Source organism: Idiomarina zobellii (assembly GCF_900100855.1).
In the GTDB taxonomy this organism is placed as follows: domain Bacteria; phylum Pseudomonadota; class Gammaproteobacteria; order Enterobacterales; family Alteromonadaceae; genus Idiomarina; species Idiomarina zobellii.
Genome location: NZ_FNCB01000002.1, coordinates 279074 through 305048, shown reverse-complemented (window position 1 = coordinate 305048; position 25975 = coordinate 279074). Strand labels below are relative to the sequence as shown.

Here is a 25975-nt window from a genome sequence, read left to right as displayed (position 1 = left end):
TTAAACGATAAGGACGAAAAGGATGCAGCTTAATAAACTTTTTAAAGCTCTGGCAATCGTTGTACCAATGGCAACTCTGGCCGCTTGTAGCTCAAACCAGGAAACCGATTCAGGTGCGGGCGCAGGTCAGGAAACGAATCAACAAGCAGAGCAAGACTCTGGTGTTGAGGTTGGTGCAGCAGAGCGTCAACAAACTCTTGAAGAACAGCGTCAAGAAAAAATGGAAGCATTGCGCAAAGAACAGATTGTTTACTTTGCTTTCGATAAATCAAACGTACAATCTGAGTATGCTGAGCTATTAGCAGCACATGCTGATTACTTAGTTAAAAACCCGTCAGTGAAGGTTGTTATCGAAGGCCATGCTGATGAGCGCGGTACACCTGAATACAACATTGCACTTGGCGAGCGCCGTGCACAAGCGGTTGAAGACTACCTGCACAACTTAGGTGTTCAGGACTCTCAGACTTCTACCGTATCTTACGGTGAAGAGAAGCCTTTAGTTGATGCGTCAACTGAAAGTGCATACGCGAAGAACCGTCGTGCGGTTTTAGTGTACTAATCCCAGACTTAAACGGGTAGTTCATGAAAAAAACGCTGTTAGCTGTCAGTTTGTTAGTGCCTGGGCTTGCATTAGCCCAGGCGCCTGTTTCAGGTTTGTCTTCTTCAGGTGATGTTGAGAAACGCCTAGAACAAATTGAGCGTATGCTCGAAGCTCGTTCTAGTGCGCAACTTAACATGATGGATCAACTTAGTTCTGTGCAACAAGACGTTGCAGAATTAAGAGGTATAACTGAAGAGCACGCCTACCAATTGGAACAACTTTTACAACGCCAGCGCGAGCTGTATCAGGAAATTGATCGTCGCTTTAGCCAGCTAAAGGACAACAATAGCCAGAGTAATAGTGCTGGCTCGGGTTATTCCGATATGCAGCAGGTACCAACGCAAACTGATAGCAGCAGTTATTCAGCGAGCTTGAGCGAAAATGACGCCTATGACAAAGCCATTGCTTTGGTTTTGGAAGACAAGCGTTATGACGCTGCCATTCCGGCTTTCCAGTCCTTCCTGGAGAGCTTTCCTAACTCTACTTACGTGCCAAACGCCCATTACTGGCTGGGACAGCTTTATTTTGCTCAGCAAGAGTATGATAAGGCCGAACAGCAGTTCATGACGGTAGTTGAAGACTATCCGGATAGTAATAAGCGTGGCGACTGTTTATTGAAGCTTGGCGCTATCGCAAATGACCAGGGTAATACCGCTGATGCTAAGCGCTATTACGAAAAAGTTATTAGCGAATACCCAGACAGTACTGAAGCAAATTTAGCCAAGCAAAGACTGAATTAACTAACACGAGCGCAACATGTGTTCGTGAATTAATCAGTCAGACAGTTTTTTTCAATTTTAAGTTGCATAAGCGCGTTATTTCAGTAAACTATGCCGCCGTTGCCAAGCAGAACTGGTAACGAATAGTTAGCGTTGGGTTGTTAGCTCAGTTGGTAGAGCAGTTGACTTTTAATCAATTGGTCGCAGGTTCGAATCCTGCACAACCCACCATTCGCTAACGCTAAGAAAATCAGAAATATGGGTTGTTAGCTCAGTTGGTAGAGCAGTTGACTTTTAATCAATTGGTCGCAGGTTCGAATCCTGCACAACCCACCATTTCCTCTTTCTGATAACTTAACTACAACCCCCTCTTGAATTCGATTATACTAGCCGCCACGTTATACAGAACACTTGGACATAAGCTGTAATACCATGACTGAGATTCAAACGCTGGATACCCTTGATTACCGGTTTCCGCCAAAACCTAAGCCTTTGACGCCTGAAGAAAAGCAGGAAACTGTCGCGCGTATAAAAGAGCTCTTAAAAGAGAAAGACGCAGTGTTAGTGGCTCACTACTATACTGACCCTGACATTCAGGCTCTGGCTGAAGAAACAGGCGGCTGTGTTGCTGACTCTTTGGAAATGGCGCGCTTTGGTCGTGACCATCCGGCGAAGAAGCTAATTGTTGCCGGTGTTCGCTTCATGGGAGAGACAGCAAAAATACTCACGCCTAATAAACAGGTGTTAATGCCGACCCTCGATGCCGAATGCTCTTTGGATTTAGGTTGCCCACCAGATAAGTTTGCGGAGTTTTGTGACCAACACCCTGACCGTACCGTTGTGGTTTATGCAAATACGTCAGCTGCAGTTAAAGCCCGCGCTGACTGGGTAGTGACATCCAGTATGGCATTAGAGCTGGTTGATCATCTCGATGCAAAAGGCGAAAAAATACTATGGGCACCCGATAAACATTTAGGCGGTTATATTGCCCGTGAAACAGGTGCAGACATGCTGTTATGGCAGGGTGCTTGTGTTGTACACGACGAGTTTAAAGCGAAAGCTCTAAACGACATGAAAGCGTTACATCCTGACGCAGCCATTCTGGTTCACCCAGAGTCGCCTGAAAATATCGTAGCAATGGCCGATGCTGTCGGTTCAACTTCGCAGCTCATAAAAGCCAGCCAAGAGCTTCCGAATGACACCTTTATTGTGGCTACCGACAAAGGCATTTTTTATAAAATGCAGCAGTTGCAGCCGAATAAGACGTTTATTGAAGCACCTACGGCGGGTAATGGTGCAACCTGTCGAAGCTGCGCGCATTGTCCGTGGATGGCAATGAACGGCCTTAAAGCCATAGAGCAAGCGCTAGAAACCGGTGGCAAAGAGCATGAAATTCATGTTGACCCGGAACTGGGCAAGAAGGCTATGGTGCCGCTTGATAGAATGCTGGCCTTTGCCGCCACGCTGAAATAACCCCAAAGGCCTCAATCCGAGGCCTTTTTTTATATCTATACAACCTATTTATAACGATAATAAGTAAGCTTCCTACCGAACTCCATAACTGCATGCTAATCTAAAATAATTGACTATTTATTCAGGGGCGTTGCATGGGGTTGTATCAAAATGCAGATGTAAGAGACAACTGTGGCTTTGGCTTAATTGCTAATATCAATGGTGAGGCCAGGCATGAGTTAATAGCCACTGCATTGCATGGCCTGGACAGAATGCAGCACCGTGGCGGTATTGGTTCGGATGGTAAAACAGGCGACGGCTGTGGTCTTTTATTGCAGTTACCCGAACAATTTTTTAAGGACTACGCGAAGTCTCAGAATTGGTCGCTCAGTAAGAAGTTTGCTGTTGGTATGGTGTTTTTTAGTAAAGACCATGACAAAAAGGAAGCCGCTCGCCAGCTTATAGAGCAAGAGTTACAAAAAGAAACTTTAACCGTAAACGGGTGGCGTAAGGTTCCGACAGAGCCTTCTATTTTAGGTGAGCAAGCCGCACTGTCTGAGCCTGATATCGAGCAAGTCATTGTGTCAGCACCTCCCGGCTGGCGAAAAAAAGACCTGGAACGTCGGCTATATATGGCGCGCCGCCGCATAGAGCAGCATTATGCCGACAATAGTGAACTGTATATCGCTTCTTTATCAAGTTTAGTCATTGTTTATAAAGGTCTGGTGTTAGCAAAAGATCTGGCTAGTTATTATCACGATCTCGCTAACGACAAACTGACGACGACTATTTGTGTGTTTCACCAACGCTTTTCAACGAATACTCAACCCCGTTGGCCATTAGCACAGCCATTTCGCTTTCTCGCCCATAATGGTGAAATTAATACCATACGGGGAAACCGACAGTGGGCAAGAGCCCGAGCCTATAAGTTCCACACGCCGTTACTGCCAGACTTACAAAACGCAACGCCGTTAGTTGGCATGAGCGGCTCAGATTCTGCTTCTCTCGACAATATGCTGGAGTTACTGTTAGCCGGTGGTATGGACTTATTCCGCGCAATGCGCTTGTTAATTCCACCTGCCTGGCAGGGTGATGCAACCATGTCGGAAGATATGCGTGCATTCTACGAGTTTAACGCGCTTCATATGGAGCCCTGGGACGGTCCTGCCGGTGTTGTCTTAAGTAATGGTCGCCATGTGGCCTGCAGTCTGGATAGAAACGGCTTACGTCCTGCACGTTACGTGTTGACCGAATCTGGCACTCTCACTATTGCGTCAGAGGTGGGGATTTGGGACTACGACGAAGCTGAAGTCAAAGAAAAAGGTCGACTGGGACCGGGGCAGATGATGGCCGTCGACACCTATACCGGAAAAATTTGGTATAACGATGACATAGAAACCGAGCTTAAAGATCGTCACCCCTACAAGCAATGGTTGTCACAAAACCGTCGCCATTTAGTGCCGTTTGAGCGCAGTCACGCCGACAAAATAGGCCAGCGGCTGTATGACGACGAGACAATGGCGGTATTTCATAAAGCGTTTCTCTACTCCGAAGAAGAACTGCAGCAGGTGATGAGTGTTCTTGCTAAAGACGGTCAGGAAGCGGTTGGCTCCATGGGCGACGATACCCCGCAAGCCTTTTTGTCAAAGCAACCGCGACTGCTTTATGACTATTTCCGGCAGCAGTTTGCGCAGGTCACTAACCCCGCCATCGACCCTATTCGGGAACGTCACGTTATGTCGTTAAGCACCATCATTGGTCGCGAGCATAACGTATTTAATGAAGCGTCTGGCGATGCCGACCGAGTGGTCTTTGAGTCGCCTATTTTAATGTATACCGACATTAAGCAACTGCGGGAGTTAGATGAAAAGCACTATCGTAGTATGAATTTTTCACTGGCCTTTAACCCGGCAGATAAGCCGTTACAACAGGCGCTCACTGAAGTTGTTGAGAACGTGGTTGAGGCGGTAAGGCAGCAAAGCGTGGTCATTGCCATTCTTAGCGACCGCCACTTTGAAAAAGGTGATGTTACTATTCCGGCACCAATGGCAGTTGGCGCGGTTCAACAGGCGTTGGTGCATGAAAACCTGCGCTGCGACTCCAATATTATTATTGAAACTGCGTCAGCGCGTGACTCGCATCACATGGCGGTTCTTCTGGGGCTGGGTGCCACGGCTATATACCCATTTTTGGCGTACGAAACGGTTGAACAGCTCGTTGAAAAGCAAAAAGTCGACTTATCCGTCCGAGAAGCACTACTGAATTACCGTAAAGGGCTGAATAAAGGGCTGTTGAAAATACTCTCGAAAATGGGCATTTCGACAATCTCCGGCTACCGTGGTGCATCGCTGTTTGAAGCCATTGGGCTTAATGAGGATGTCAGAGAGCTGTCCTTTTGCAATATGCCTGCGCGCATTAACGGAACAGGTTTTGACGACATACAGCAGGATTTACTGCAGCGTTTCCAGAAAGCCTGGTTGAAGCGCAAACCCTTAGCGCAGGGTGGTTTATTAAAGTACGTTCATGGCAGTGAGTATCATGCTTATAACCCCGATGTTGTAGTGGCCTTACAGGAAGCGGCTAATACCGGAGACGAAGGCGCTTACAAGGTTTACGCCAAGCATGTGAATGAACGACCAGTGACTCATATTCGTGACTTGCTGGACTTGAAGCTGCCGGAAACCCCCGCTATCGACATTAAACAGGTTGAACCCAAAGAGCGTTTGTACCAACGCTTTGACACCGCCGCTATGTCCATTGGTGCGCTCAGTTCAGAAGCCCATGAAGCACTAGCGATAGCAATGAACCGAATTGGCGGACACTCCAACTCTGGAGAAGGGGGCGAAGACCCTAAACGGTTCAATACTGAAAAGAACTCACGTATTAAACAAGTCGCGTCAGGGCGTTTCGGTGTGACACCGCATTACCTGGTGAATGCTGACGTTATTCAAATTAAAGTGGCTCAAGGCGCGAAACCCGGAGAGGGTGGACAACTTCCCGGTGAGAAGGTGACTGCGGAAATTGCCCAGCTGCGCTACGCAGTGCCGGGTACGACATTAATATCACCGCCGCCGCATCATGATATTTATTCGATTGAAGATCTCGCCCAGCTTATTTTTGATCTTAAGCAGGTAAATCCAACGGCGCTGGTATCAGTGAAGTTGGTTTCTACGCCGGGTATTGGAACCATCGCTACGGGGGTGGCAAAAGCCTATGCTGACCTTATTACGGTCTCGGGCTACGACGGTGGCACCGGTGCCAGTCCGTTAACCTCAGTGAAGTATGCCGGCTCACCCTGGGAGCTGGGGCTAGCTGAGGTGCATGAGGCCTTGGTTACGAACAAACTAAGACACAAAATACGGCTGCAGGTAGATGGTGGTCTGAAAACCGGCAAAGATATTGTCAAAGCCGCTATTTTAGGTGCGGAAAGCTTTGGTTTCGGTACTGCGCCGATGGTCGCTCTGGGCTGTAAATACTTAAGAATTTGCCACTTAAATAATTGCGCGACCGGTATTGCAACGCAAGACGAATTACTCAGGAAGAAGCATTTCTCCGGCTTGCCGGGAAAAGTCATTCGATTGTTTGAGTTTATGGCGGAAGAAGTGCGCGACATTCTGTCTTACTTGGGTGTAACAGAGCTTACGGACGTGATTGGGCGCACAGAGTTGCTAGAACGCTTAGCGGGTGAAACGAAACGTCAGCAAGCGGTAGACTTAACCGAGTTACTCGCGTCGTCGGGCATTCAGTCTGAACACCCATTGCATTGCACAGAAAAGAACGAGCCTTTCGATAAAGGCGACTTGAATCAGCAAATATTGTCAGCGGCTCAGCCTGCCGTGGAAAGTAAGTCAGGCGGCAAATGGTCGTACTCCATTCAAAATAACGACCGCTCTGTTGCAGCTAGTTTATCGGGCCATATTGCTAAATGGCATGGTAATCAGGGTATGGCGACAGCGCCTATCACTTTGAACTTTAACGGTACGGCAGGCCAAAGCTTCGGTGCCTGGAACGCCGGTGGCTTAAAACTAAGGCTGACCGGAGATGCCAATGACTACGTCGGTAAAGGCATGGCTGGCGGCGAAATTGTCTTAAAGCAGCCTATAAATGCAAACTACCTAAGTGATAAAGCAGCCATTATGGGGAATACCTGTTTGTACGGTGCCACCGGAGGCAAGCTTTATGCGGCGGGCGGTGCCGGCGAACGTTTTGCCGTACGTAATTCAGGGGCCACCGCTGTGGTTGAGTCTATTGGTGATCACGGCTGTGAGTACATGACAGGTGGTATTGTCGCAGTATTAGGCGATTGCGGCATCAACTTTGGTGCCGGTATGACAGGCGGTTTTGCGTACTTGCGTGATTTAGACGGGGACTTACACCGCCGTTTAAACCATGAGCTGGTTGAAGCGTTAGAAATAGAAACCTCCATTATTAAAGAGCATTTGCGTGGGCTTATTCATGAACACCATGAGGCCACTGGCAGTGCATACTCCAGAAAGCTACTAGCGTCCTTTGACGAGACGGTAAAAAGCTTCCGTATTGTGAAGCCAAAATCTCAGGACGTGTCCGACTTACTGGGACACCGCGCACGCTCTACTGCTGAACTTCGGGTACAGGTGATGTAATGAATAAAAATGTGTATCAATTTCTAGACGTTCAGCGAATCGATCCGCCGAAAAAGGCTGCCGATGAGCGTCGCATTGAATTTACCGAAATTTATGAGCCTATGTCGGGTTTACAGCTGCAAGGGCAGGCTGATCGTTGCCTGGACTGTGGTAATCCGTATTGCGAGTGGAAGTGTCCGGTTCACAACTATATTCCCCAATGGTTGGAATTAGCGAATCAGGGGCGGGTGACGGAAGCCGCAGAGCTTATGCATAAAACCAATAGTCTGCCAGAGGTCTGTGGTCGTGTGTGTCCGCAAGATCGTCTCTGCGAGGGGGCTTGCACGCTTAACGATGGCTTCGGTGCTGTCACTATTGGCAGTATTGAAAAGCAAATTGTCGATGAAGCCTTTGCCAATGGCTGGCGACCCGACTTAAGCGGGGTCGCACAGCGAGTGGAGCGAGTCGCTGTTATTGGCGCAGGACCGGCCGGTTTAGCCTGTGCCGATGTACTGGCGCGTAATGGTGTTACCGCAACGGTGTATGACCGTTACCCTGAAATTGGTGGGTTGCTGACTTACGGTATTCCACCATTCAAACTCGACAAGGCAGTCATGAAGTTACGCCGCGAGATATTCATTGAAATGGGAATCGAGTTTAAGTTGGGCGTAACGGTTGGCGAAGACATTGAGTTTTCTGAGCTACTGGATCAATACGATGCGGTGTTTTTGGCGTTAGGTACTTATAAAGCACTGGATGGCGGCTTAAAAGGGCTAGAGTATAACGGCGTGTATCCGGCATTGCCGTTTCTTATTGGCAATACGCAAACCCTCATGCCTCATCAACCCATGCCGCAATACCCACATATTGACCTTAACGGGAAACAAGTGGTGGTGCTGGGTGGAGGTGATACCGCTATGGATTGTGTACGCACTTCAATTCGGCAAGGTGCGACGTCGGTGACTTGCGCTTACCGACGCGACGAAAGCAATATGCCGGGCTCGCACCGCGAGGTGGAAAATGCCAAAGAAGAAGGTGGTGAGTTCTTATTTAACGTTCAGCCGGTGGAAATAGAAGCAAACGAGTCTGGACAGGTGACTGGTGTCAAAATGGTGAAAACGGCATTAGGACAGCCCGACAGTGATGGCCGACGCCGGCCTGAGCCCGTTGAGGGCTCAGAATTCACTTTGCCTGCAACGGCGGTAATTATCGCTTTTGGTTACCAGGCGAACCCACCTGAGTGGCTGAAGAAGCATAATGTTGAACTGAGCGACTGGGGCACGGTGTTAACCGACTCGAATCAAGAGTTCGCTATGCAAACCAGTCACCCGAAGATCTTCGCCGGCGGTGACATGGTTCGCGGCGCAGACTTGGTTGTTACTGCTATAGCCGAAGGTCGCTCCGCCGCTGAAGGAATGCTCGATTATTTTGACCAGCTATTAATAAAAGCCTCATAGCCTTCGACAAAGGTGGGGTATTTAAGCTTATAGCCGCTGTTTTTCAGGCGGCTATTGTCACATCGCTTTGAACCTCTGGGACCCGGACCAGGCTCAACGTCAGAGGTAATACTGGCTCCGAGTTGCTCCGCTAACCATTGATACATGTCGTATTGTTTAACGGGTTCATCGTCACTGACAAGATAAAGCGGCTGCGGGCTTTTAATCGATGTTAATAACGCATGAATAAAACCGGCGACATCATCTTGATGAATTCGGTTCGTCCAACTGTCACGTAAACTCATATTCCCGGCAACCAGCTGCTTGAATAGATAGTCTCTGCCTTCACCGTAAATACCGCTACAACGTAAAATCGTGGTTTGTGTTGGCAGCGAGTCAATTAGCGACTCGGCCTGTAACAACGCCTGACCAGATTCAGACGTAGGAGCCGTTTCACTGGTTTCATCTATCCATTCGCCATCTTGCTGAGCATAAACGCCGGTACTGGACACATAAATAATGTAAGGCTGTTGCCCACTTTGTGCTAATACCTGCTGCAAGTGCCGACAGGACACAACATAACCATCGTGGTAGCGTTGCGAGCCTGAACGCGACGGAGTCAGAGTAACGACAATAGCGTCCCATTGAGTGTTGAATAACCGCATTAGATCCTGTTCGTTATTAAAGTCGCCAGCGACAAGTTGAACACCATCAATAGTGGGTTTGCTGTCGGGGTGTCGGCAAAGGCCGGTGACACTATGTCCACCTTTAACCAACAAGCGCGCAGTGCGTTGAGCGATGTCTCCGTAGCCGAGTAAAAGCGTTTGCATGATCAACCCCTTAGCGTTAATGTAAATAAAATGTATCAGCGACTTAAATAACGATAAAAAACAGTGCCACAATGACCCTCAATGCCGCCTTGCAGACACTCGTTGACGAGTTAAAGACAGAGTATCATCGCTCGCAGTTTGAGTCTGTATTTAAGCGCAGAACCAAACACCTCAGCGGCCCCGATAAGCTGAAAGTTAAAATGGCCATTACCGAATTGGCAAAACCAGCGTTAGGCGTTGTCGATTTGCGAAAGAAAGTCCCCTATGAGGTCTTTCCTTACTCCTTTCAGGGGCGCACCCATTATTTTGACAGCCGAGCACAACAACTGTTTGAAAAAGGTCTGAAAGCGTACAAAGGCGTTTTTACCGAAGACACTAAACAGCAAATTCTGGCGTTGAGAAATCAATACACTCATGAATTAACGGCAAGTAATACACAAGCGACTTCCTTAGACAGCTTTATAGCCGGGCATCCTTATTCTCGTCGGGAAGAGCGTATGAACTTTGTCTCGCCGATTTCTTTTACGTTAGCGGATGGACAGTCGTTCACTGCAACGTCGGTGGATATATCGACAAACGGTCTACAAATAAAAGTGGAATCTTCCGAACAAATAAAGTCGTTACTTTTTGCTCAGCTGGAAGTGTGCTTTTCTGGCATAGCAGAGAATTTTGTGGTTAGCAGTAAGCCGTGCGTGCAATACCGCGTGGTTGCTGTGCAGAGCAGTGAACCATACGTTTACTTGCGGCTGAAGCGATTAGAAACCGATGACAACAACGCCTTTCGCACGTTTATTGATGAGCTTATCAACCAGTATAAGCACCGTTATAAAGTCAATATTGATCATAGCTTGCAAAGGGTAAAAGCCCGTGGTTATGAAGCACTGTGGGCGAGCGCCTACGGTGGATTAAAAATAGTCTTGCCAGACGATAAGCCAACTTGTTGTGTGCTGGCTACTGAAACTAACCGGACTTTATTAAACAGTTGGCAAAAGCATGCCACCGATACGCTCGCGCAACTCATGGAAATGGCGTGGGTGAAGCAATCGGTTGATGAGCTGAAAGCGGAACGTAAGCAAAGTCGACGTCAGCTTTGTTTTTTCAGATTGAGTCTGCCGCTAAATAAGCGTTGGCACGAGTACATTGTTCCTGTCGCCGAATTGAGCAAAGAAGCAGGCTGGCTAGGGTCGTTATTTGCTTTAAAACAGGCTGGGTACCCTGTACAGATTTATGAAATCACCCTAACGCACGATGCCAAGCGACAGGCAGTATTTGCTGAACTTCAAAAGTTGCCGCTGCCGTTTGTGAATGACACAAATGTTGAGAAGCTAGCGCTGTCAAAGTTGAAACCTTACCAGTTAGAAGACCCTTCGTTACGGAAAGTCTCAGTTATTGAAAGCGATGAGAGCACTCTGTCAGTGCAATTTAGCAATGCTTTATCGAACGCCTTATTTGTTCATAAAGACGGCGGTAAGTGGCAGCCTAAAGTAGCGGGTCTTATGCCCTTTAGCGAGGGCTTGCCGGCTCCCTTTAAAGACGCCGGCTTTTGGCTCAGTGACAGTGATAAAGTATTGGGGGGGCGACAGTTACAGCGGCAAATTATTGATGCGTTAAAGCGAACAAAAGATCCCAGCGATTTGCCAACGATTGTTGTATTACGAGTGTCGCACTTTCCAGGCAAAGAAACGGTAATAGGGCGGTCATTAAAGACCTACAAGACCTTTAATGAGGCGGCTGAATATGTGAATTTTCTAAAAGATGACGGTCAAATTTTAGCCTTACACATCCACGGCAGCTGCTGTGAAGCCAACTTGAGCGATGCGGTGCGTAACGAATTGTCCTATATAAGCCGCTATCTACCGCACCGGGCGAAAGAGTTTGAAGCGGAGTTTCTTCAGTGTAAGGCTGTTATTACCGTGTCAGACGTGACTCAAAGCCTGATTCATTTATCTTCACTTGTACAACAGCCAAAGAGCGTTCTAAAGCAAGCCAATTAAGCGCCTTTTCATCACGGTTGTCATACCGCATAATCGAATGACATTACTTCAATAGTTAAGAAGGGTTGTTTTATGACTAAACAATGGTTAGCGCCTGCGCTGTTACTGGGGCTGGGTACGACGTTTTCATTCGGAGTCCATGCTCAGGACGCAGTGAGTTATGAAGACAAAGAAGAGCTGCACGACATTGTGAAAGCCGTAGAAGCCGACAATATAGAAAAAGACATTCGTAAGTTAGTCAGCTTTGGTACCCGTCATACTCTGTCGGAAACTGAATCCGATACCCGTGGTATTGGTGCTGCGCGCCGCTGGATTTATTCGGAGTTTGAGAAAATATCGCAAGCCTGCGGTGGTTGTCTGGAAGTTATGTATGTCAGTGACGTTGTGTCTGGCGAAGACCGCGTTCCAGACCCGGTAGAAGTAAAAAGCGTTATTGCTATTCAAAAAGGAACAACCGATCCGAATCGCTACGTCATGATGTCTGGCGATATCGATTCTCGCGTTAGTGACGTTATGGACTACACATCAGACGCTCCCGGCGCGAATGACAATGCCTCAGGTGTTGCAGGCACCTTGGAAGCGGCACGCGTGCTGAGTCAATATGAGTTTGATGGCTCTATCGTTTACGCCGCTTTGGCGGGCGAGGAACAAGGCTTGTTTGGCGGTAAAATTTTAGCGAAGAAAGCGAAAGACGAAAATTGGCATCTAACCGCTGTGTTGAATAACGACATGATTGGCAACATTGAAGGCATTAACGGTGTTATCAACAATTCAACAGCGCGCATTTTTGCTGAAGGCACCCGTATGAACGAGTCTGACCGCGAAGCCACTATGCGTCGTTACTATGGTGGGGAGGTTGACTCTCCGTCTCGCAATTTAGCGCGTTACATAGACTGGGTGGCAGACCGATATGTGCCGAACTTAGATACCATGGTTATTTATCGTTTGGACCGCTTTGGCCGGGGCGGTCATCACAGACCCTTTAACGACCTCGGCTATCCGGGCATTCGTATTATGGAAACGAATGAAAACTACAACCGTCAGCATCAGGATTTGCGTACCGAAAATGGCATCAAATACGGTGACACTATTGATGGTGTGAACTTTGAATACGCCGCTAAACTAACCGCATTGAACGCCGCATCACTGGCTAGCATGGCGTGGGCGCCACGACCTCCGGCAAACGTTGAAATTGAAGGGGCGGTTAAACCGGACACAACGTTAAGCTGGAGTGCGCAAAGCGAAGACGAAGAGAACATTGCTGGTTATAAAGTGTATTGGCGTTTAACTGACGCACCACAGTGGCAGTTTAGCCGCTATGTTGGCAACGTGAATGAATACACGCTGGAAAACATTGTGATCGATAACTACATTTTTGGTGTAGCTAGTGTAAGCAAAGACGGCTTTGAAAGCCCGGTTGTTTTCCCAGGACCAGCAGGACAGTTTTCGATTGAGTGAGACGTACTTTAAAGAACTACCTGTGCCACTGAATGACAGCGACGAACCAAGAACTGTTGGTTTTGAGCTGGAGTTCAGTGGCTTAACATTAGAACAGACATCGACAATTTTGTGCTCAGTCGTCGATGGTGAATGTGTTCGTGAATCAAAAGCAGAGCACAAAGTTAAAACCTCAGACCTGGGCACTTTCAATGTCGAAATTGACTGGGCGTACCTTAAGAAAAAAGCGAAAGCAGAGGGCGCCGACGAGTCCAGCCTGTTAAAAGAGCTGGGCAATTTAGCGGAGCGTTGGGTGCCGATTGAAATTGTCTGCCCACCGTTAACGCTAGCGCAGTGCAAGGTACTGACAACGCTCGTTGATAAGCTTCGTAACGCAGGCGCAAAAGGTACCGATGAGTCCTGGATAGCCGCCTATGGGGTTCATATCAATGCTGAAATCCCTAAACTCGATGCGCCAACCGTACTGCGATATTTGCAGGCATATGGTCTGCTGCAATGGTGGCTAATCGAGAAGCATCAGGTTGATACCACACGCAAAATCAGCCCGTATATTGATAAATACCCTGAAGACTATCTGCACCGCCTGATGACTCAGGACGAGGCTGATATGTCGACACTCATTGATGATTATTTGTCGTTTAACGCAACTCGAAACCGAGCGTTAGATATGCTTCCGCTGTTTAGCATGGTTGACGAAGATAAGGTCATGAATGTTGTTAATGACGGAAAAATAAAAGCACGTCCAACGTTTCATTACCGTCTTCCTAATTGCCAAATTGAGCATCCCGGCTGGCAGCTTAGTGAAGAATGGAACTTATGGTGGGTGATAGAAGCTTTGGCAAGTGACCAAAACGCTTTGGCGTATTGGCGCAATGCATTTCTCGAGGCGGAGAGACCGATAATGGGCGTCGCCGAAACGGACTGGAAAGAAAGGCTAACGCAATGGCTCAGCGACCGCGAGTGGTGGTAACAGGGGCCGCACGCAAATGGTCTCCCTCGTGGTGGTGCACCTGGCTGGCGCTCAGGCTACTTGGTGCTCACCCCATAAGAGTGAGTGTCAGGCACCGCTGTGAAAGCCCCAACGTGGATGCCGTAATTATTGGTGGTGGCGATGACATCAGTCCGTCTCACTACAACCAGCCTCCCGAGCCCGATGGCGAATATGACCCCGATCGCGATGACATTGAAATTCGCTGGATACAGTGGGCGCTTGAGAATAGAAAGCCGCTTTTGGGCATTTGTCGCGGCTCTCAACTTATTAATGTCGTGCTTGGTGGTGAACTGAACCAGAACATAAAAGAGCTGAGAAAGCTAACCTATAACCGTCCGGGCTTGTTGCCGACTAAACAAGTGTTTTTAGAAAAGGGCAGTTTGCTGTCAGAAATATGCAAGAAGAATAAGCTCCGCGTGAACAGTCTGCACTCTCAAATTGTAAAACGGGTGGGTGTAGGCATACGAGCTACCGGCTGGGACTTAGACGGCTTTATTCAGGCGTCTGAGAGTGATGGTCGAGAACGAGCCGTTATTGGCGTTCAGTGGCATCCGGAATATATGTTTTACGTACCCAGCCAACTCAGAATTTTTCGTTGGTTATTAAGCCGTTAAATAATTAAACGCAAAAACCGATTAATTTCATCTTATTTTATCCGTTCTTTCTGATCCTTCCTTTCAGTTATTCTGTATAAACATTCAACTAAATATAAATCCCGGCAGTTTTGAGGTAAGAGAAAGATGACGATAGCAAATAGGTTATACGCAGGCTTTGCGTTCATTCTGTTATTGCTTGCAATAACCACCATTATAGGCACCTACCAAGTAGGCGAAATTGATAAAACCCTGGTGCGTGTCAACGAAGTCGGTAGCGAAAAACAACGATTTGCTATCAATTACCGTGGCAGTGTGCACGACAGAGCCATTGCGTTACGCGACTTAGTATTAGTCGAGCGCGCAAGTGAACGGCCGCCGTTGAGAGAGCTTGCTTCAGTCGGACCAACGTCAGCAAGCGCAGGACTATGTTATTCGTGAGTTGGGGTCTATTTATGCTGAGTGGCTTAACCGTATTAACGACTTTATCGACTATCAGGAAGCGAGCATCTCTAAGGGCACCCAGGGTGTTATGGAGCGAAGCGAAAACTTTGCCACGTTAATGTGGTGGATAACGGCGTTCGCGATTATTGCCGGTGGTTTGGTTGCCTGGAGAATTGTGGTTCGACTAACGCACAGAATTGGTGGTGAGCCAGAAGAAGCGGCGCAGCTAGCCGATGATACCGACAAGGAAACCGTCAACGGCAGCCGTGAAGTAGAAGCAACGGTGCGCTCTATTGAAGAGCTGGCTAAACAGGTTGAAAGTGCTTCAGCGGTTATTGGTGAACTGTCTGACAATACTGCTGAAATTAATAAAGTTCTAGAGGTTATTGAAGGCATTGCTGACCAGACCAACTTGCTGGCGCTGAACGCAGCGATAGAGGCAGCTCGCGCAGGTGAACATGGGCGAGGTTTCTCAGTAGTCGCCGACGAAGTTCGGGCACTGGCAAACAGAACTCAGGACTCAACACGCAGCATTCAAAGCCTTATTGAAACCATGCGTGGCAGCGCCACCAACGCGGTTGACGTGATGGAGCAAGGCCGCCAGAAAGCCACCGAGAGTGTTGAGCAAGCGCGCAGAGCAGGGGAGTCATTGCAGTCTGTAAACACCTCGGTTGCGAAAATGAGCGACATGAACGCACAAATAGCAACAGCTGCTGAAGAGCAAACCGCTGTTGCAGAAGAAATTAACCAGAACTTCACCTCTATCACCGAAGCTGCTGAGCAAGCCGCTGCGGGCTCAGAGCAAATTAGTGAAGCCAGCCGCGAGCTGCAAGAGCTGGCAAAACGGTTAAATAATGGCATGAAGCGCTTTAAAATTGCTTAAAGCCCTTGATTAGAACGGCTAAAACCCCTACCATAGCGGCCGTTCTGGAGAGGTGTCCGAGTGGCTGAAGGAGCACGCCTGGAAAGTGTGTATACGGCAACGTATCGAGGGTTCGAATCCCTCTCTCTCCGCCAGATACAAAGAAACCGCCCTTGTGGCGGTTTTTTTGTGTCTGCAGAAAGAGGACTTGATGAGAACCCTAAGGTTCGACAAAACGGCAGGAAAGCCGTTTTGAACAGCGCTTTAGCGCTGCCCGAAGGGCGAGGGCCATGGAGGGCCCGAGTTAATCCCTCTCTCTCCGCCAGATACAAAAGGAACCGCCCTTGTGGCGGTTTTTTTGTGTCTGCAAGACTCGTTTCTATTGCAATAATCCCCCCGGGTGGTAGTTTAAAAATTCGTTTAATAGGTAAGTACCAGGGAAGGTGTGACATTGCATTTTGTTCTGGCGCTTTCCTGCCAAGTAATAAAACCAATAAGGACAGGTTATGTTTAAGCGAGTTTTACCGGTAGTGGCAGGCGCAATTATGTTATCGGCGTGCAGCGGCGGAACGCCGGCGTGCAGTGACTCTGAAACGGTCGATTTAGTGTTAGAAATTAGTAACGAAGAACTGGTTGCGCAACTGGGGACTGAATTCTCAAGTCTCATTGATATGTCGCTTGATGCGATTCGCACGCAAGGACACGATGAAAAGCTCGATACTTACCAGTGTGCGGCAGACTTACTTATGTCCGGGCCCGGCGGTGAGAGTAGTATACCGGTTGAGTATACGGTTGAGTCAACGGACGATACCGACGAGTTTTACGTAACCGTTTACGGGCTATAAGCCAGATACTAAAAAGGCGCCGTCTGGCGCCTTTTTGCTTTCATAAACAAAACTTACATCATTTTTTGTAAGTAAAGCTGTTCACCCAGCTTGTCCATTAAGCCCAACTGAATTTTCAGCCAGTAGGCGTGGTCTTCTTCGGTGTCTTTTAAAATGCCTACCAACATATCGCGTGTTACGTAATCGTCGACTTCTTCACAGTACTCGATAACTTCACGCAATGTTTTCGCATTGTTGTACTCAAGCTGTAAGTCGTTTTCCAGCATTTCACGAACGTCAGAGCCAATATTGTGCGGCTCACGGCTTTTCATGTCCGGCTCGCCTTCTAAAAACAGAATACGACGAATCAGTAAATCAGCATGACCACGTTCGTCATCAATTTCATGGTTAATGCGCTCATAAAGCTTCATTAAGCCAAAATCTTCGTATTGACGTGAGTGGGAGGTGTATTGGTCAATTGATGTCAGTTCAAACGCGAGCAAACGGTTTAATTGCTCAACAACATTGTTATCTCTGCGCATTACTCAGCCTCATCCATTTTTGTTTGTAAGTACACCTCATTACCAAGGCGGGAGATAAGATCAATTTGAGTTTCCAGCCAGTCCAGGTGCTCTTCCTGAGCGTCCAGAATATCCCGTAACGCTTTACGACTGACATAGTCTTTGTGCTCTTCGCAGACTTTTATGGCGTCGCGTATGGCGCTGACGTCACCAAACTGCACCTTGTGGTCAAGCTCTAACATTTCGCGAGGCTCTTCTCCAACATACAGCTTTCCTAACTCTTGTAAATTGGGAATACCTTCAAGAAATAAAATGCGTTCGATAATAACGTCGGCATGTTTCATTTCTTCGATAGATGCTTTGTAGACAGCTTTGTTAAGGCTGTTGAAGCCCCAGTTTTGGTACATGCGGGCGTGTAGAAAATACTGGTTGATAGCGGTCAGCTTTAAGGTCAGCACCTTATTAAGCTGCTGAATAACTTTTGCATCACCTTTCATAGTTCGAGCTACCTCTTAATTCACAACGTATGAATTAAGTGTAGCACACTGATACTGGCAGCGAAGTCTCTTGAGATTTTTTCGGGGAGTTTTCCTGAAGCGCCTCGTTAAGAACGGTTTTTGCACAGTCTTTACAGCAGCCACATTGCGACGCTACGCCATATTGCTGGCGGAGATCACGCATTGACGAAACCTCTCCACGGCTTACGGCCTGGTGGATGGTTTTATCATTGACTCCTTTACAAAGACATACATACATAGACTATCACCTCAACGAGTTAGTGATAGTCTATTTTAAATGCGAACTATTTGCAATAGCTTTTGAGTGGTACTTACCGTACTTACTAAGGGTTAATAAAACCAGTTTTAAGCAGGTACAGTGTATAAGCAATGTATAAAGCGATAAAAATAGCGCCGTGGACACGGTTAATGCGGCCCTGACGAGCTTTACGTATGCTAAAGGCCATTAATAGCAATGTCAGAACGGCCATGGCAATCCAGTCACGGCTGAGTACCAGAGGCTCTAGTGTAATAGGCTTAATAGCACCGGCAATACCCACGACAGCCAAGGTATTAAACATATTTGAGCCAATTACATTACCCAATGCCAGGTCATGTTCATTTTTGCGCGTTGCGGCAATAGCAGAAGCCAGCTCCGGCAATGAGGTGCCAATGGCAACGACGGTCAGGCCAATAACAAGGTCACTGACACCTAATGCTGTTGCAATATTCACTGCGCCCCAAACCAATGCTCTTGAGCTTACAATAAGCAGTAATAAGCCAACAATTAACCAAATAATAGCGGGTTTCATCGGCAGAGGATGCTCGTCGAGCTCTTGAGTGTATTCAGCAGCGAGCGCGTCGTCACCGCTTTTCGAACCAACCCAAACGGACCAGCCCATATAAGCAAAGAAAACCAATAGAAGAATAGCCGCTTCCAGATGGGTAATTTCATAATCCAGTAAAAAAATAGCGCTGAGGAGCGTAATACCAATAAGTACCGGCATTTCGCGGCGAATAACCACTAACTTCACGGCAATAGGGGCTAATACAGCGGTTATACCGAGCACTAAAGCGATATTGGTGATGTTAGAGCCATAGGCGTTACCCAATGCTAGAGCAGGGTTGCCATCAATAGAGGCAATGGCCGAGACAACCATTTCCGGGGCCGAAGTGCCAAATCCAATGATCACCATGCCGATAACCAATGGCGCCATGCCTAAATGACGAGCAACGGCGGCGGCTCCTTCAACGAACTTGTCAGCACTCCAAACCAGAACCGCCAGGCCAATAATAACTGCAACTATTGATAACACCATAAAAACTCACGCTTTACCCACTGAATAAACAATGGGCGCTAGTTTAACTCAGTGTTTGTTTTAAAGCATCAATACTTGTTGGGTCATCAATGGTTGATGGTACAGACACCTCGTTGCCTTGTACTAACTGTCGAATAATCCGGCGCAGAATTTTTCCCGAGCGTGTTTTGGGTAAACGCGGAACAATGTGTAAGGTTTTCAGACAGGCAATGGCGCCAATTTTGCTGCGAACGAGCTGTATGAGCTCGTCCTGTAATTGCTCTTGAGTAATATCGACAGCGTTTTTCAATATAACAAAACCGATGGGTAACTCACCTTTAAGATCGTCCGGCTGTCCAACAACAGCACATTCGGCCACTGCGGGATGACTGGCCAGTATTTCTTCCATTTCGCCTGTTGAAAGTCGGTGACCGGCGACATTAATAACATCATCCGTACGTCCCATAATGAAGACATAGCCGTCTTTGTCGATGTAGCCACCGTCGCCGCTGCAATAGTACCCCGGGAAGGCTTTCAGGTAACTGTTGTGCAAACGCTCCTCGTCTTCCCAGACGGTTGTCAGGCAACCAGGGGGCAGGGGTAACCTGACACAAATGGCACCTTCCTCGCCGTTGTCGACCGACTTGCCCAGAGGGTCGAGCACCGATATTTCATAACCGGGTACCGGAAATGTTGATGAACCGGGTTTAACTTTAGCCGCCTCAATGCCGACCGGGTTGGCACACATTGGCCAGCCGCTTTCGGTTTGCCACCAGTGATCGTAAACCGGTTTGTCGGTCAACTCAGTGGTCCACTCATAGGTGGCCGGGTCAAGACGCTCGCCTGCCATATAAATTCGCTCTAATGAGCTAATATCGTACTTTTCCAAAAACTTGCCGTCGGGGTCTTCTTTTTTAATAGCCCGGAACGCGGTTGGTGCTGAGAATACCGCTTTAGCTTTATACTGCTCGATAATACGCCAAAACGCCCCCGCGTCTGGCGTGTTAACGGGCTTGCCTTCATACAGAACGGTGCTGCACCCAAAAATTAATGGACCGTAGACAATGTACGAGTGCCCGACAACCCAGCCGACATCTGAGGCGGTAAAAAAGGTGTCCCCGGGTTTTAAGCCATACACATAGCTCATTGAGAAATTTAAAGCGGTTGCGTAACCGCCGTGGTCGCGCACCACCCCTTTCGGTTTACCGGTGGTTCCTGAGGTGTAGAGAATGTACAGCGGGTGTGTTGAAGGTACGGCAACGGGCTCTGCGGGTGTCGCTTTTTCGACGGCATCTTTCCAGTCGATATCACCGTCATTGTTCAGCTCGGCTGTGCATTCCGGTCTTTGGTGAACAATGACTGAGCTGGGCTTGTGTGTTGCTTCCTCTATGGCTTTATCGACAATGGGCTTGTACTCAAGAACTTTGTTAACCTCGACACCGCAAGAAGCGGTGACAATGGCCTTGGGTTTAGCATCGTCGATTCGAACCGCCAACTCATGCGCAGCAAAGCCGCCAAACACAACAGAGTGAATAGCACCAATGCGGGCACAGGCCAGCATGGCAATGGCAGCTTGTGGAATCATTGGTAAATAAATAACCACCCGGTCACCAACGTTAACCCCCTGAGCCTTTAAGGCGCCGGCAAAAGCCGCCACTTCTTCCCTAAGCTGGCTATAGGTGTAATGGTTTTGTGTATTGGTAACGGGAGAGTCGTAATACAGTGCTACCTGGTCACCACGACCTGCATTAATTTGTGCGTCTAACGCTAAATGACTGACATTTACTTTGCCGTCCGGAAACCAGTCAGCCATGCCGTTTTTTCGAACATTGGCTGCGGTTTTGGGTGGGGTAAACCAGTCTAGGCGACTGGCCTGCTCAAGCCAGAATCCTTCCGGGTCTTGCTGGGCTTCAGAATAAAGCTTCTTATAAGCTTGCATAGCACTGTCCTTACTTCTTAAATACTGATGCTTTCAAGCTTATTCTGTTACCCGCAATTTCCCATTCGACTTAGGTCTAACTAAGGTGACTTTTACAGATTTTTACCAAAATCGGAGACGCCGTAGTAGTAAGAACTCGACAACGGCAATAACAACTAGGGCAACACAGAAAATGAGGAAAGCATCCTCACTTTCTACCCCTGGCATACCGCCAATATTAATGCCGAAAACGCCCGTCAGAAAGCTTAATGGCAGGAAAACACCGGCAATAACCGACAGCCAGTAAGTGTTTCGATTCATTTTTTCGGCGATGGCTTGCTGTATTTGTTCGCGCTGCATCCAAATCTGCTCAAGCATCAAGTCTATTTGCTCGAACAGTCGTTGGGTGGTGTCGCGCTCGTTAATGAGCCATTGATGCAACTCACCTGGCATAATGCGCTCGGCTTCTGTGGTGAGCTTTTCTAACGCCGCTAATTGCGGGCGTATGAAACGGTTTAAACGCAATAATCGGCGGTGCAGTGATGTCAGCTGAACCTGCAAAGATGCAGTGTCGTCGAAGCCTTGCCCTTCAATTTTCTCAATAGCGTCTTCAGCGTCTGACACCACGTCTTCGACTTTTAGATTAATTTGCTCAATAAGGCTGACAATAAAGTCGTGCAAAGAGTCCGGGCCGGATTGATGTTTAAGCTGATCGCGCAAATGCGCAATGGCATTGAACGGACGTTTTCTAAAGGTATAGAGCGCGCCTTTGTAATAGAGCAGGCGTAGGCTCAACATATCTTCCGGTTGTTCACCGCTGGCTAGGTTAACGCCACGTAACAGCAAAATAAAGCCGTCGGGTAAGCGTTGAAAACGAGGGCGGGTGTCTTCTTCCAGTACGGCGTCAATGAGAGGCTCCGGAATACCGGCCTGAGTTAGCCAACCGCTAAGCCCCTCAGCGTCCCGTTGGAAGTGAAACCAGCAATTCGGCTGATGAGTCGTTGGCGACGCGCAGGCGGTGGCGGGACTTGTTGAAAAGTCCCAGCTATCAATCAGAAAGTCCATTTGAGCCTCGTTTTAGTCGGGTAACTCACACAATGATGCGTCAAAAACCACTAAATGGTCAAAGTCTACGTCTATTCCTACGGTTGCGCCATCGTTGAGAGGCTGGTGTGAAGGACCTACGGCAAGCACACGGCTGGTATCGGATAACTCGAGTGTGTAGAGATAGTGGGAACCGCGAAAGCCTTTACCAACGACAATAGCTTTCATAGCACTGTTTTTATTCAGGACAATGTCGTCCGGGCGAACCAGGAAGTTCACTTGCATATTCGGGTGGTTTTTAATGTCGTCGTGCTCGATAACACCAAAGGCGCTGTGCAGTTTGTGCTCTTTCACTTCGCCTTGCAGCAAAACACCGCGGCCAATAAAGTCAGCAACCAGCTCGTGTGTGGGCTCGTGATATAACTCGTACGGGGTTTCCCACTGCAAGAGTTGACCTGAGTACATAACGCCGGCTTTGTCAGCCATAGCAAAGGCTTCCTGTTGGTCGTGTGTGACCAGCAGCGCCGTTATATTCTCTTCTTTTAATAAGTGACGAACGTCGTGCGCCAGAATTTCACGCAACTCGGCGTCCAGGCTGGAAAATGGTTCGTCCAGAAGCATTAATTGAGGCCGTGGTGCTAATGCTCTGGCCAGAGCGATACGTTGTTGCTGTCCACCTGAAAGTTCATGAGGGTACCGCTTCTGATAACCGTTAAGATCAATACGCAGGAGCAGCTCTTTAACGCGTTGCTCTTGCTCTGACTGACTCCAGTCTTCAATACCAAAGCGAATGTTTTGCTCAACAGTTAAGTGGGGAAACAGTGAAAAGTCCTGAAACATCATGCCGATATTCCGCTTTTCTGTCGCTAACTGCATTGAATTGCTCGAAACAACCTTATTGTGTAATGAGATTTTACCAGACGATACTGGATTAAAACCGGCAATGGCGCGCAGCAACGTGGTTTTCCCACAACCACTAGGACCTAGTAGGCAACCAATGTCGCCGGGCGCAAGAGATAAACTGAGCTGATCAACAATACGGTTGCCAGAAAGCTCGATACTGACCGATTCGAGATTCAGTAAAGTACTCATTTAATCTCCTGTTTTAATGGATTTATTACGCAGCGCCCGGGACAGCATCATAACCGGAATAAGCCCAACCGCAACTATCATCAGTGCCGGTGGACCAGCATCGGCTAAGCGCTCGTCAGAAGCCATTTCAAATGCGCGAACGGCCAGTGTATTGAAATCAAAAGGTCGTAGCACTAACGTTGCCGGCAGCTCTTTCATAACATCGACCAGGACTAAGATTAACGCAGCCAGTAGCGGGCTTTTTAACAGCGGTAAATGAACCTTCCATAAAATACGGCGGCCGCTGGCCCCCAAAGTTCTGGCACTGTCATCCATTTGCGGGGTAATCTGCTCAAGCCCTGAGCTTACCGTTTGTAGCGATACCGACAGAAAACGAACGCTATAGGCAAAGAGCAAGGCGATAACGGTACCCGAGAATATCAGCCCTGGGTTCATACCAAAAAGCCACTTACTGGCTGCGATAAGCTGGTGATCTAACCAGGCCAGCGGCGACAGTAGCCCAACTGCAATAACAATTCCCGGAATAGCGTATCCCATGCCTGCCAGCGTAATTGCAGCGCGTAAGGGGCGAGTCGGGTGGCGACGGCGACCATAGGCCAACCACAAGGCCAGTAATACGGTAATACAGGCGGCCAGGAGGCCTAACCAAAGCGTATTGCCCGTTAGTACCCAGAAAGACGCCTCAAGCCAAATATCCGACTTTTCAACAGACCACCACAGTAATTGCGAGGCAGGAATAAGGAAACCTAAAACGACCGGTAGCCAGCAGATGAACGATGCGAGGCCGGCACGCCAGCCTTTGAGTGGACGTCGTTGTGGTGTGCGGTTTGACGAGCGCTGTTGGTAAAAGCGGGCCCTGCGGCGCGAATAGCGCTCAACCATGATTAATACAATGACGAATATCAGTAGCAGGGCCGATAACTGTAATGCACCCTGGGCGTCGCCAATGCCATACCAGGTTCTGAAAATACCGGTGGTAAAAACCGTAACACCAAAGTATTCCATGGTGCCGTAGTCAGCCAGTGTTTCCATTAATGCTAATGTGACGCCGGTGGCAATGGCAGGGCGGGCTAATGGCATGGCAACTCGCCAGAAGCTTTTTAGTGAACCCGCTCCCAGCGTTCGTGCACTTTCAAAAGCCGCCGTCGACTGCTGCATAAAGGCGGCACGGGTAATTAAATAAACATAGGGGTATAAAACAACGCAAAGAACAAATACGGCGCCGGCCAAACTGCGAATATTCGGGAACCAGTAATCGCCAATGGATACGTTGAACAGATCGCGAATGAGTTGCTGCACAGGTCCAGCGTAGTCAAGCAAGCCGGTGTAGGTGTAAGCGGTTATGTACGCGGGCATGGCCAGCGGCAACAGCAAGCCCCAGCTTAAATATCGCCAACCGGGAAAGTCGTACTGACTGATGCACCAAGCGGTACTCACTCCCAGCACGGTTACGCCCAGACCAACGCAAACCAATAAAATAAGAGAGTGGCTAATGTACTCAGGAATAACCGTTTGCCAAAGGTGGGCAAGGATATCCCATTGCGGGTTTAATAAGGATAGGGCCACCACAATAAGTGGCAGCCCTATTAATACCGCCACGGCAAAAAGTAACAGCGTGCCACGGCTCATGCAGTACACTCCATGTTTAAATTAACGCCAGCCGGCACGGTTCATTAAACGTACGGCTTCACCGTTGTTTTCACCCAGAACGTCCATTGAAATGTCGTCCTGTTTGAACTCACCCCACTGTTGAAGTGTTTCACTCCACTCAACACCGTCTCGTACGGGGTATTCGTAATTGGCTTGAGCATACCACTTTTGAGATTCCTCAGAGACTAAAAACTCGATAAGTTTTTGAGCTTCGTCAATATTTTTGGCGTGCTTGGTAATACCGATACCAGACACATTAACGTGAGTGCCCTGAGCATCTTGAGCCGGCCAGAAAATTTTCACTTTCTGGGCAGCTTCGCGCTCGTCCGCGTCGTCTGAGTTCAGCATGTGGCCAAAGTAGTAAGTGTTTGCAATAGCGACGTCACAAACGCCGTAAGCCACACCTTTAATTTGGTCTCTGTCGCCGCCTACCGGTTTACGAGCAAAGTTTGAAACAAAGTCCTCAGCCCAGGCTTCGGTTTTTTCTGCGCCATGGTGGTCAAGCAGTGCGGCAACAAGCGACTGGTTATACAGGTTATTTGATGAACGAATACAGATACGTTCGTTCCACTGCTCGTCGGCCAGACTCAGATAAGACTCAAGTTGTTCTGGGTCAACTCGATCTGGTGAGTAAAAAATAGGGCGAGCGCGTAAGCTTAGACCAAACCAAAGGTTGTCTTTTGAGCGGAAGTGTTCGGGCACCGCAGATTTGACAACGTCTGAGTTAAGCGGCTGAAATGCATCGGCTTCAACCGCACGATACAACGCACCAGCATCAACGGTTAAGAATAAGTCAGCGGGGGTGTTTTCGCCTTCTGAGCCTAAACGAGCCAATAACGCATCGGCTTTACCTGTTAAAAGGTTGACTTCAATACCGGTTTTTTCCGTGAACTGCTCTAAAACAGGTTTGATTAGGGCTTCTTTACGTGCTGAGTAAATATTGACTTCAGCAGCGGCGCTAGTGAATGACACCAGTGTCGCAGAAGTCGCAGCAATAACCGTTAATAAGCGATTTAACTTGCGCATATCTTTTTGACCTCTATACGAACGTTCGATGAATTTCGCTCGATTATATCAGAGTAAATGAATAATGATAGCCATTCTCATTTGAAAATGTCATCCAAATTTTCAATTTGTGGGTAGTCAATAA

General features: G+C 48.2%; 22 protein-coding genes and 3 tRNA genes. 15 read left to right on the top strand and 10 right to left on the bottom strand.

Annotated features, from left to right (window positions below; translation table 11 throughout):
* Nucleotides 1-22 precede the first annotated feature (22 nt).
* The 7 genes from pal to BLT32_RS03515 all read left to right on the top strand — a co-directional run bounded on the left by pal (nucleotide 23) and on the right by BLT32_RS03515 (nucleotide 8830).
* Entirely contained in the window at nucleotides 23-559 is a 537-nt protein-coding gene (gene pal, locus BLT32_RS03545; RefSeq protein WP_053952914.1) for a peptidoglycan-associated lipoprotein Pal, read from the top strand.
* Nucleotides 560-582: 23 nt separating this feature from the next.
* Nucleotides 583-1341: a tol-pal system protein YbgF gene (gene ybgF / locus BLT32_RS03540; RefSeq protein WP_053952913.1), complete on the top strand. Its 759-nt coding sequence runs from the start codon at nucleotides 583-585 to the stop codon at nucleotides 1339-1341.
* A gap of 134 nt (nucleotides 1342-1475) precedes the next feature.
* Nucleotides 1476-1551, top strand: a tRNA-Lys gene (locus tag BLT32_RS03535).
* Between the two features lie 29 nt (nucleotides 1552-1580).
* Nucleotides 1581-1656, top strand: a tRNA-Lys gene (locus tag BLT32_RS03530).
* A gap of 96 nt (nucleotides 1657-1752) precedes the next feature.
* On the top strand, nucleotides 1753-2793 hold the full coding sequence (gene nadA / locus BLT32_RS03525) for a quinolinate synthase NadA (protein ID WP_053952912.1): 1041 nt from the start codon (nucleotides 1753-1755) through the stop codon (nucleotides 2791-2793).
* A gap of 134 nt (nucleotides 2794-2927) precedes the next feature.
* Complete coding sequence (gene gltB / locus BLT32_RS03520; protein WP_053952911.1) at nucleotides 2928-7394, top strand: glutamate synthase large subunit; 4467 nt, start codon at nucleotides 2928-2930, stop codon at nucleotides 7392-7394.
* The gene (locus BLT32_RS03515) at nucleotides 7394-8830 is read left to right on the top strand and encodes an FAD-dependent oxidoreductase (RefSeq protein WP_053952910.1); all 1437 of its coding nucleotides are present in this window, start codon (nucleotides 7394-7396) and stop codon (nucleotides 8828-8830) included. Before gltB ends, BLT32_RS03515 begins: the two co-directional genes overlap by 1 nt.
* Here BLT32_RS03515 and BLT32_RS03510 read toward each other — a convergent pair.
* A complete protein-coding gene (locus BLT32_RS03510) occupies nucleotides 8797-9639 on the bottom strand; it encodes an SDR family oxidoreductase (RefSeq protein ID WP_053952909.1) in 843 nt (280 codons plus the stop codon). The two genes, BLT32_RS03515 and BLT32_RS03510, sit on opposite strands and share 34 nt — an antisense overlap.
* Nucleotides 9640-9710: 71 nt before the next feature.
* On the opposite strand from BLT32_RS03510, the gene BLT32_RS03505 reads away from it, so the two are divergent.
* The 8 genes from BLT32_RS03505 (at nucleotide 9711) to BLT32_RS03475 (ending at nucleotide 16826) form a co-directional block, all read left to right on the top strand.
* Nucleotides 9711-11633 carry a PilZ domain-containing protein gene (locus tag BLT32_RS03505; protein WP_053952908.1) on the top strand — a complete coding sequence of 641 codons (1923 nt, stop codon included), beginning with the start codon at nucleotides 9711-9713 and terminating at the stop codon, nucleotides 11631-11633.
* A 72-nt stretch (nucleotides 11634-11705) separates the two neighbouring features.
* The gene (locus tag BLT32_RS03500; protein ID WP_053952907.1) at nucleotides 11706-13091 is read left to right on the top strand and encodes a M28 family metallopeptidase; all 1386 of its coding nucleotides are present in this window, start codon (nucleotides 11706-11708) and stop codon (nucleotides 13089-13091) included.
* Nucleotides 13084-14061, top strand: a complete 978-nt coding sequence (locus tag BLT32_RS03495; RefSeq protein ID WP_053952906.1) for an amidoligase family protein — start codon at nucleotides 13084-13086, stop codon at nucleotides 14059-14061. Before BLT32_RS03500 ends, BLT32_RS03495 begins: the two co-directional genes overlap by 8 nt.
* Nucleotides 14034-14696 carry a gamma-glutamyl-gamma-aminobutyrate hydrolase family protein gene (locus tag BLT32_RS03490; RefSeq protein ID WP_053952905.1) on the top strand — a complete coding sequence of 221 codons (663 nt, stop codon included), beginning with the start codon at nucleotides 14034-14036 and terminating at the stop codon, nucleotides 14694-14696. Before BLT32_RS03495 ends, BLT32_RS03490 begins: the two co-directional genes overlap by 28 nt.
* 126 nt (nucleotides 14697-14822) lie before the next feature.
* On the top strand, nucleotides 14823-15116 hold the full coding sequence (locus BLT32_RS13025; RefSeq protein ID WP_053952904.1) for a hypothetical protein: 294 nt from the start codon (nucleotides 14823-14825) through the stop codon (nucleotides 15114-15116).
* Nucleotides 15067-16002 carry a methyl-accepting chemotaxis protein gene (locus BLT32_RS03485; RefSeq protein ID WP_235443946.1) on the top strand — a complete coding sequence of 312 codons (936 nt, stop codon included), beginning with the start codon at nucleotides 15067-15069 and terminating at the stop codon, nucleotides 16000-16002. The genes BLT32_RS13025 and BLT32_RS03485 overlap by 50 nt, the downstream gene beginning before the upstream one ends.
* Before the next feature lie 46 nt (nucleotides 16003-16048).
* Nucleotides 16049-16136: transfer RNA gene (locus BLT32_RS03480), tRNA-Ser, on the top strand.
* Between the two features lie 351 nt (nucleotides 16137-16487).
* Nucleotides 16488-16826, top strand: a complete 339-nt coding sequence (locus tag BLT32_RS03475; RefSeq protein ID WP_053952902.1) for a hypothetical protein — start codon at nucleotides 16488-16490, stop codon at nucleotides 16824-16826.
* Nucleotides 16827-16879: 53 nt separating this feature from the next.
* Here the strand turns inward: BLT32_RS03475 and bfr (BLT32_RS03470) are convergent, their stop codons facing one another.
* From bfr (BLT32_RS03470) to BLT32_RS03430, 9 genes are all read right to left on the bottom strand, one after another.
* Complete coding sequence (gene bfr, locus BLT32_RS03470) at nucleotides 16880-17347, bottom strand: bacterioferritin (RefSeq protein WP_053952901.1); 468 nt, start codon at nucleotides 17345-17347, stop codon at nucleotides 16880-16882.
* Nucleotides 17347-17823: a bacterioferritin gene (gene bfr / locus BLT32_RS03465; protein WP_053952900.1), complete on the bottom strand. Its 477-nt coding sequence runs from the start codon at nucleotides 17821-17823 to the stop codon at nucleotides 17347-17349. Before bfr (BLT32_RS03465) ends, bfr (BLT32_RS03470) begins: the two co-directional genes overlap by 1 nt.
* Nucleotides 17824-17857: 34 nt before the next feature.
* Nucleotides 17858-18082, bottom strand: coding sequence for a bacterioferritin-associated ferredoxin (locus BLT32_RS03460; RefSeq protein WP_074668873.1), 225 nt, complete (start codon nucleotides 18080-18082; stop codon nucleotides 17858-17860).
* Between the two features lie 85 nt (nucleotides 18083-18167).
* On the bottom strand, nucleotides 18168-19142 hold the full coding sequence (locus tag BLT32_RS03455; RefSeq protein ID WP_053952899.1) for a calcium/sodium antiporter: 975 nt from the start codon (nucleotides 19140-19142) through the stop codon (nucleotides 18168-18170).
* A 43-nt stretch (nucleotides 19143-19185) separates the two neighbouring features.
* The gene (locus BLT32_RS03450; RefSeq protein WP_053952898.1) at nucleotides 19186-21060 is read right to left on the bottom strand and encodes an acetate--CoA ligase; all 1875 of its coding nucleotides are present in this window, start codon (nucleotides 21058-21060) and stop codon (nucleotides 19186-19188) included.
* A gap of 102 nt (nucleotides 21061-21162) precedes the next feature.
* A complete protein-coding gene (locus BLT32_RS03445) occupies nucleotides 21163-22104 on the bottom strand; it encodes a CorA family divalent cation transporter (protein WP_053952897.1) in 942 nt (313 codons plus the stop codon).
* A gap of 12 nt (nucleotides 22105-22116) precedes the next feature.
* Nucleotides 22117-23175, bottom strand: coding sequence for an ABC transporter ATP-binding protein (locus tag BLT32_RS03440; RefSeq protein ID WP_053952896.1), 1059 nt, complete (start codon nucleotides 23173-23175; stop codon nucleotides 22117-22119).
* Entirely contained in the window at nucleotides 23176-24804 is a 1629-nt protein-coding gene (locus tag BLT32_RS03435) for an ABC transporter permease (RefSeq protein WP_053952895.1), read from the bottom strand.
* A gap of 21 nt (nucleotides 24805-24825) precedes the next feature.
* Nucleotides 24826-25851: a Fe(3+) ABC transporter substrate-binding protein gene (locus tag BLT32_RS03430; protein ID WP_053952894.1), complete on the bottom strand. Its 1026-nt coding sequence runs from the start codon at nucleotides 25849-25851 to the stop codon at nucleotides 24826-24828.
* Between the last annotated feature and the right edge of the window lie 124 nt (nucleotides 25852-25975).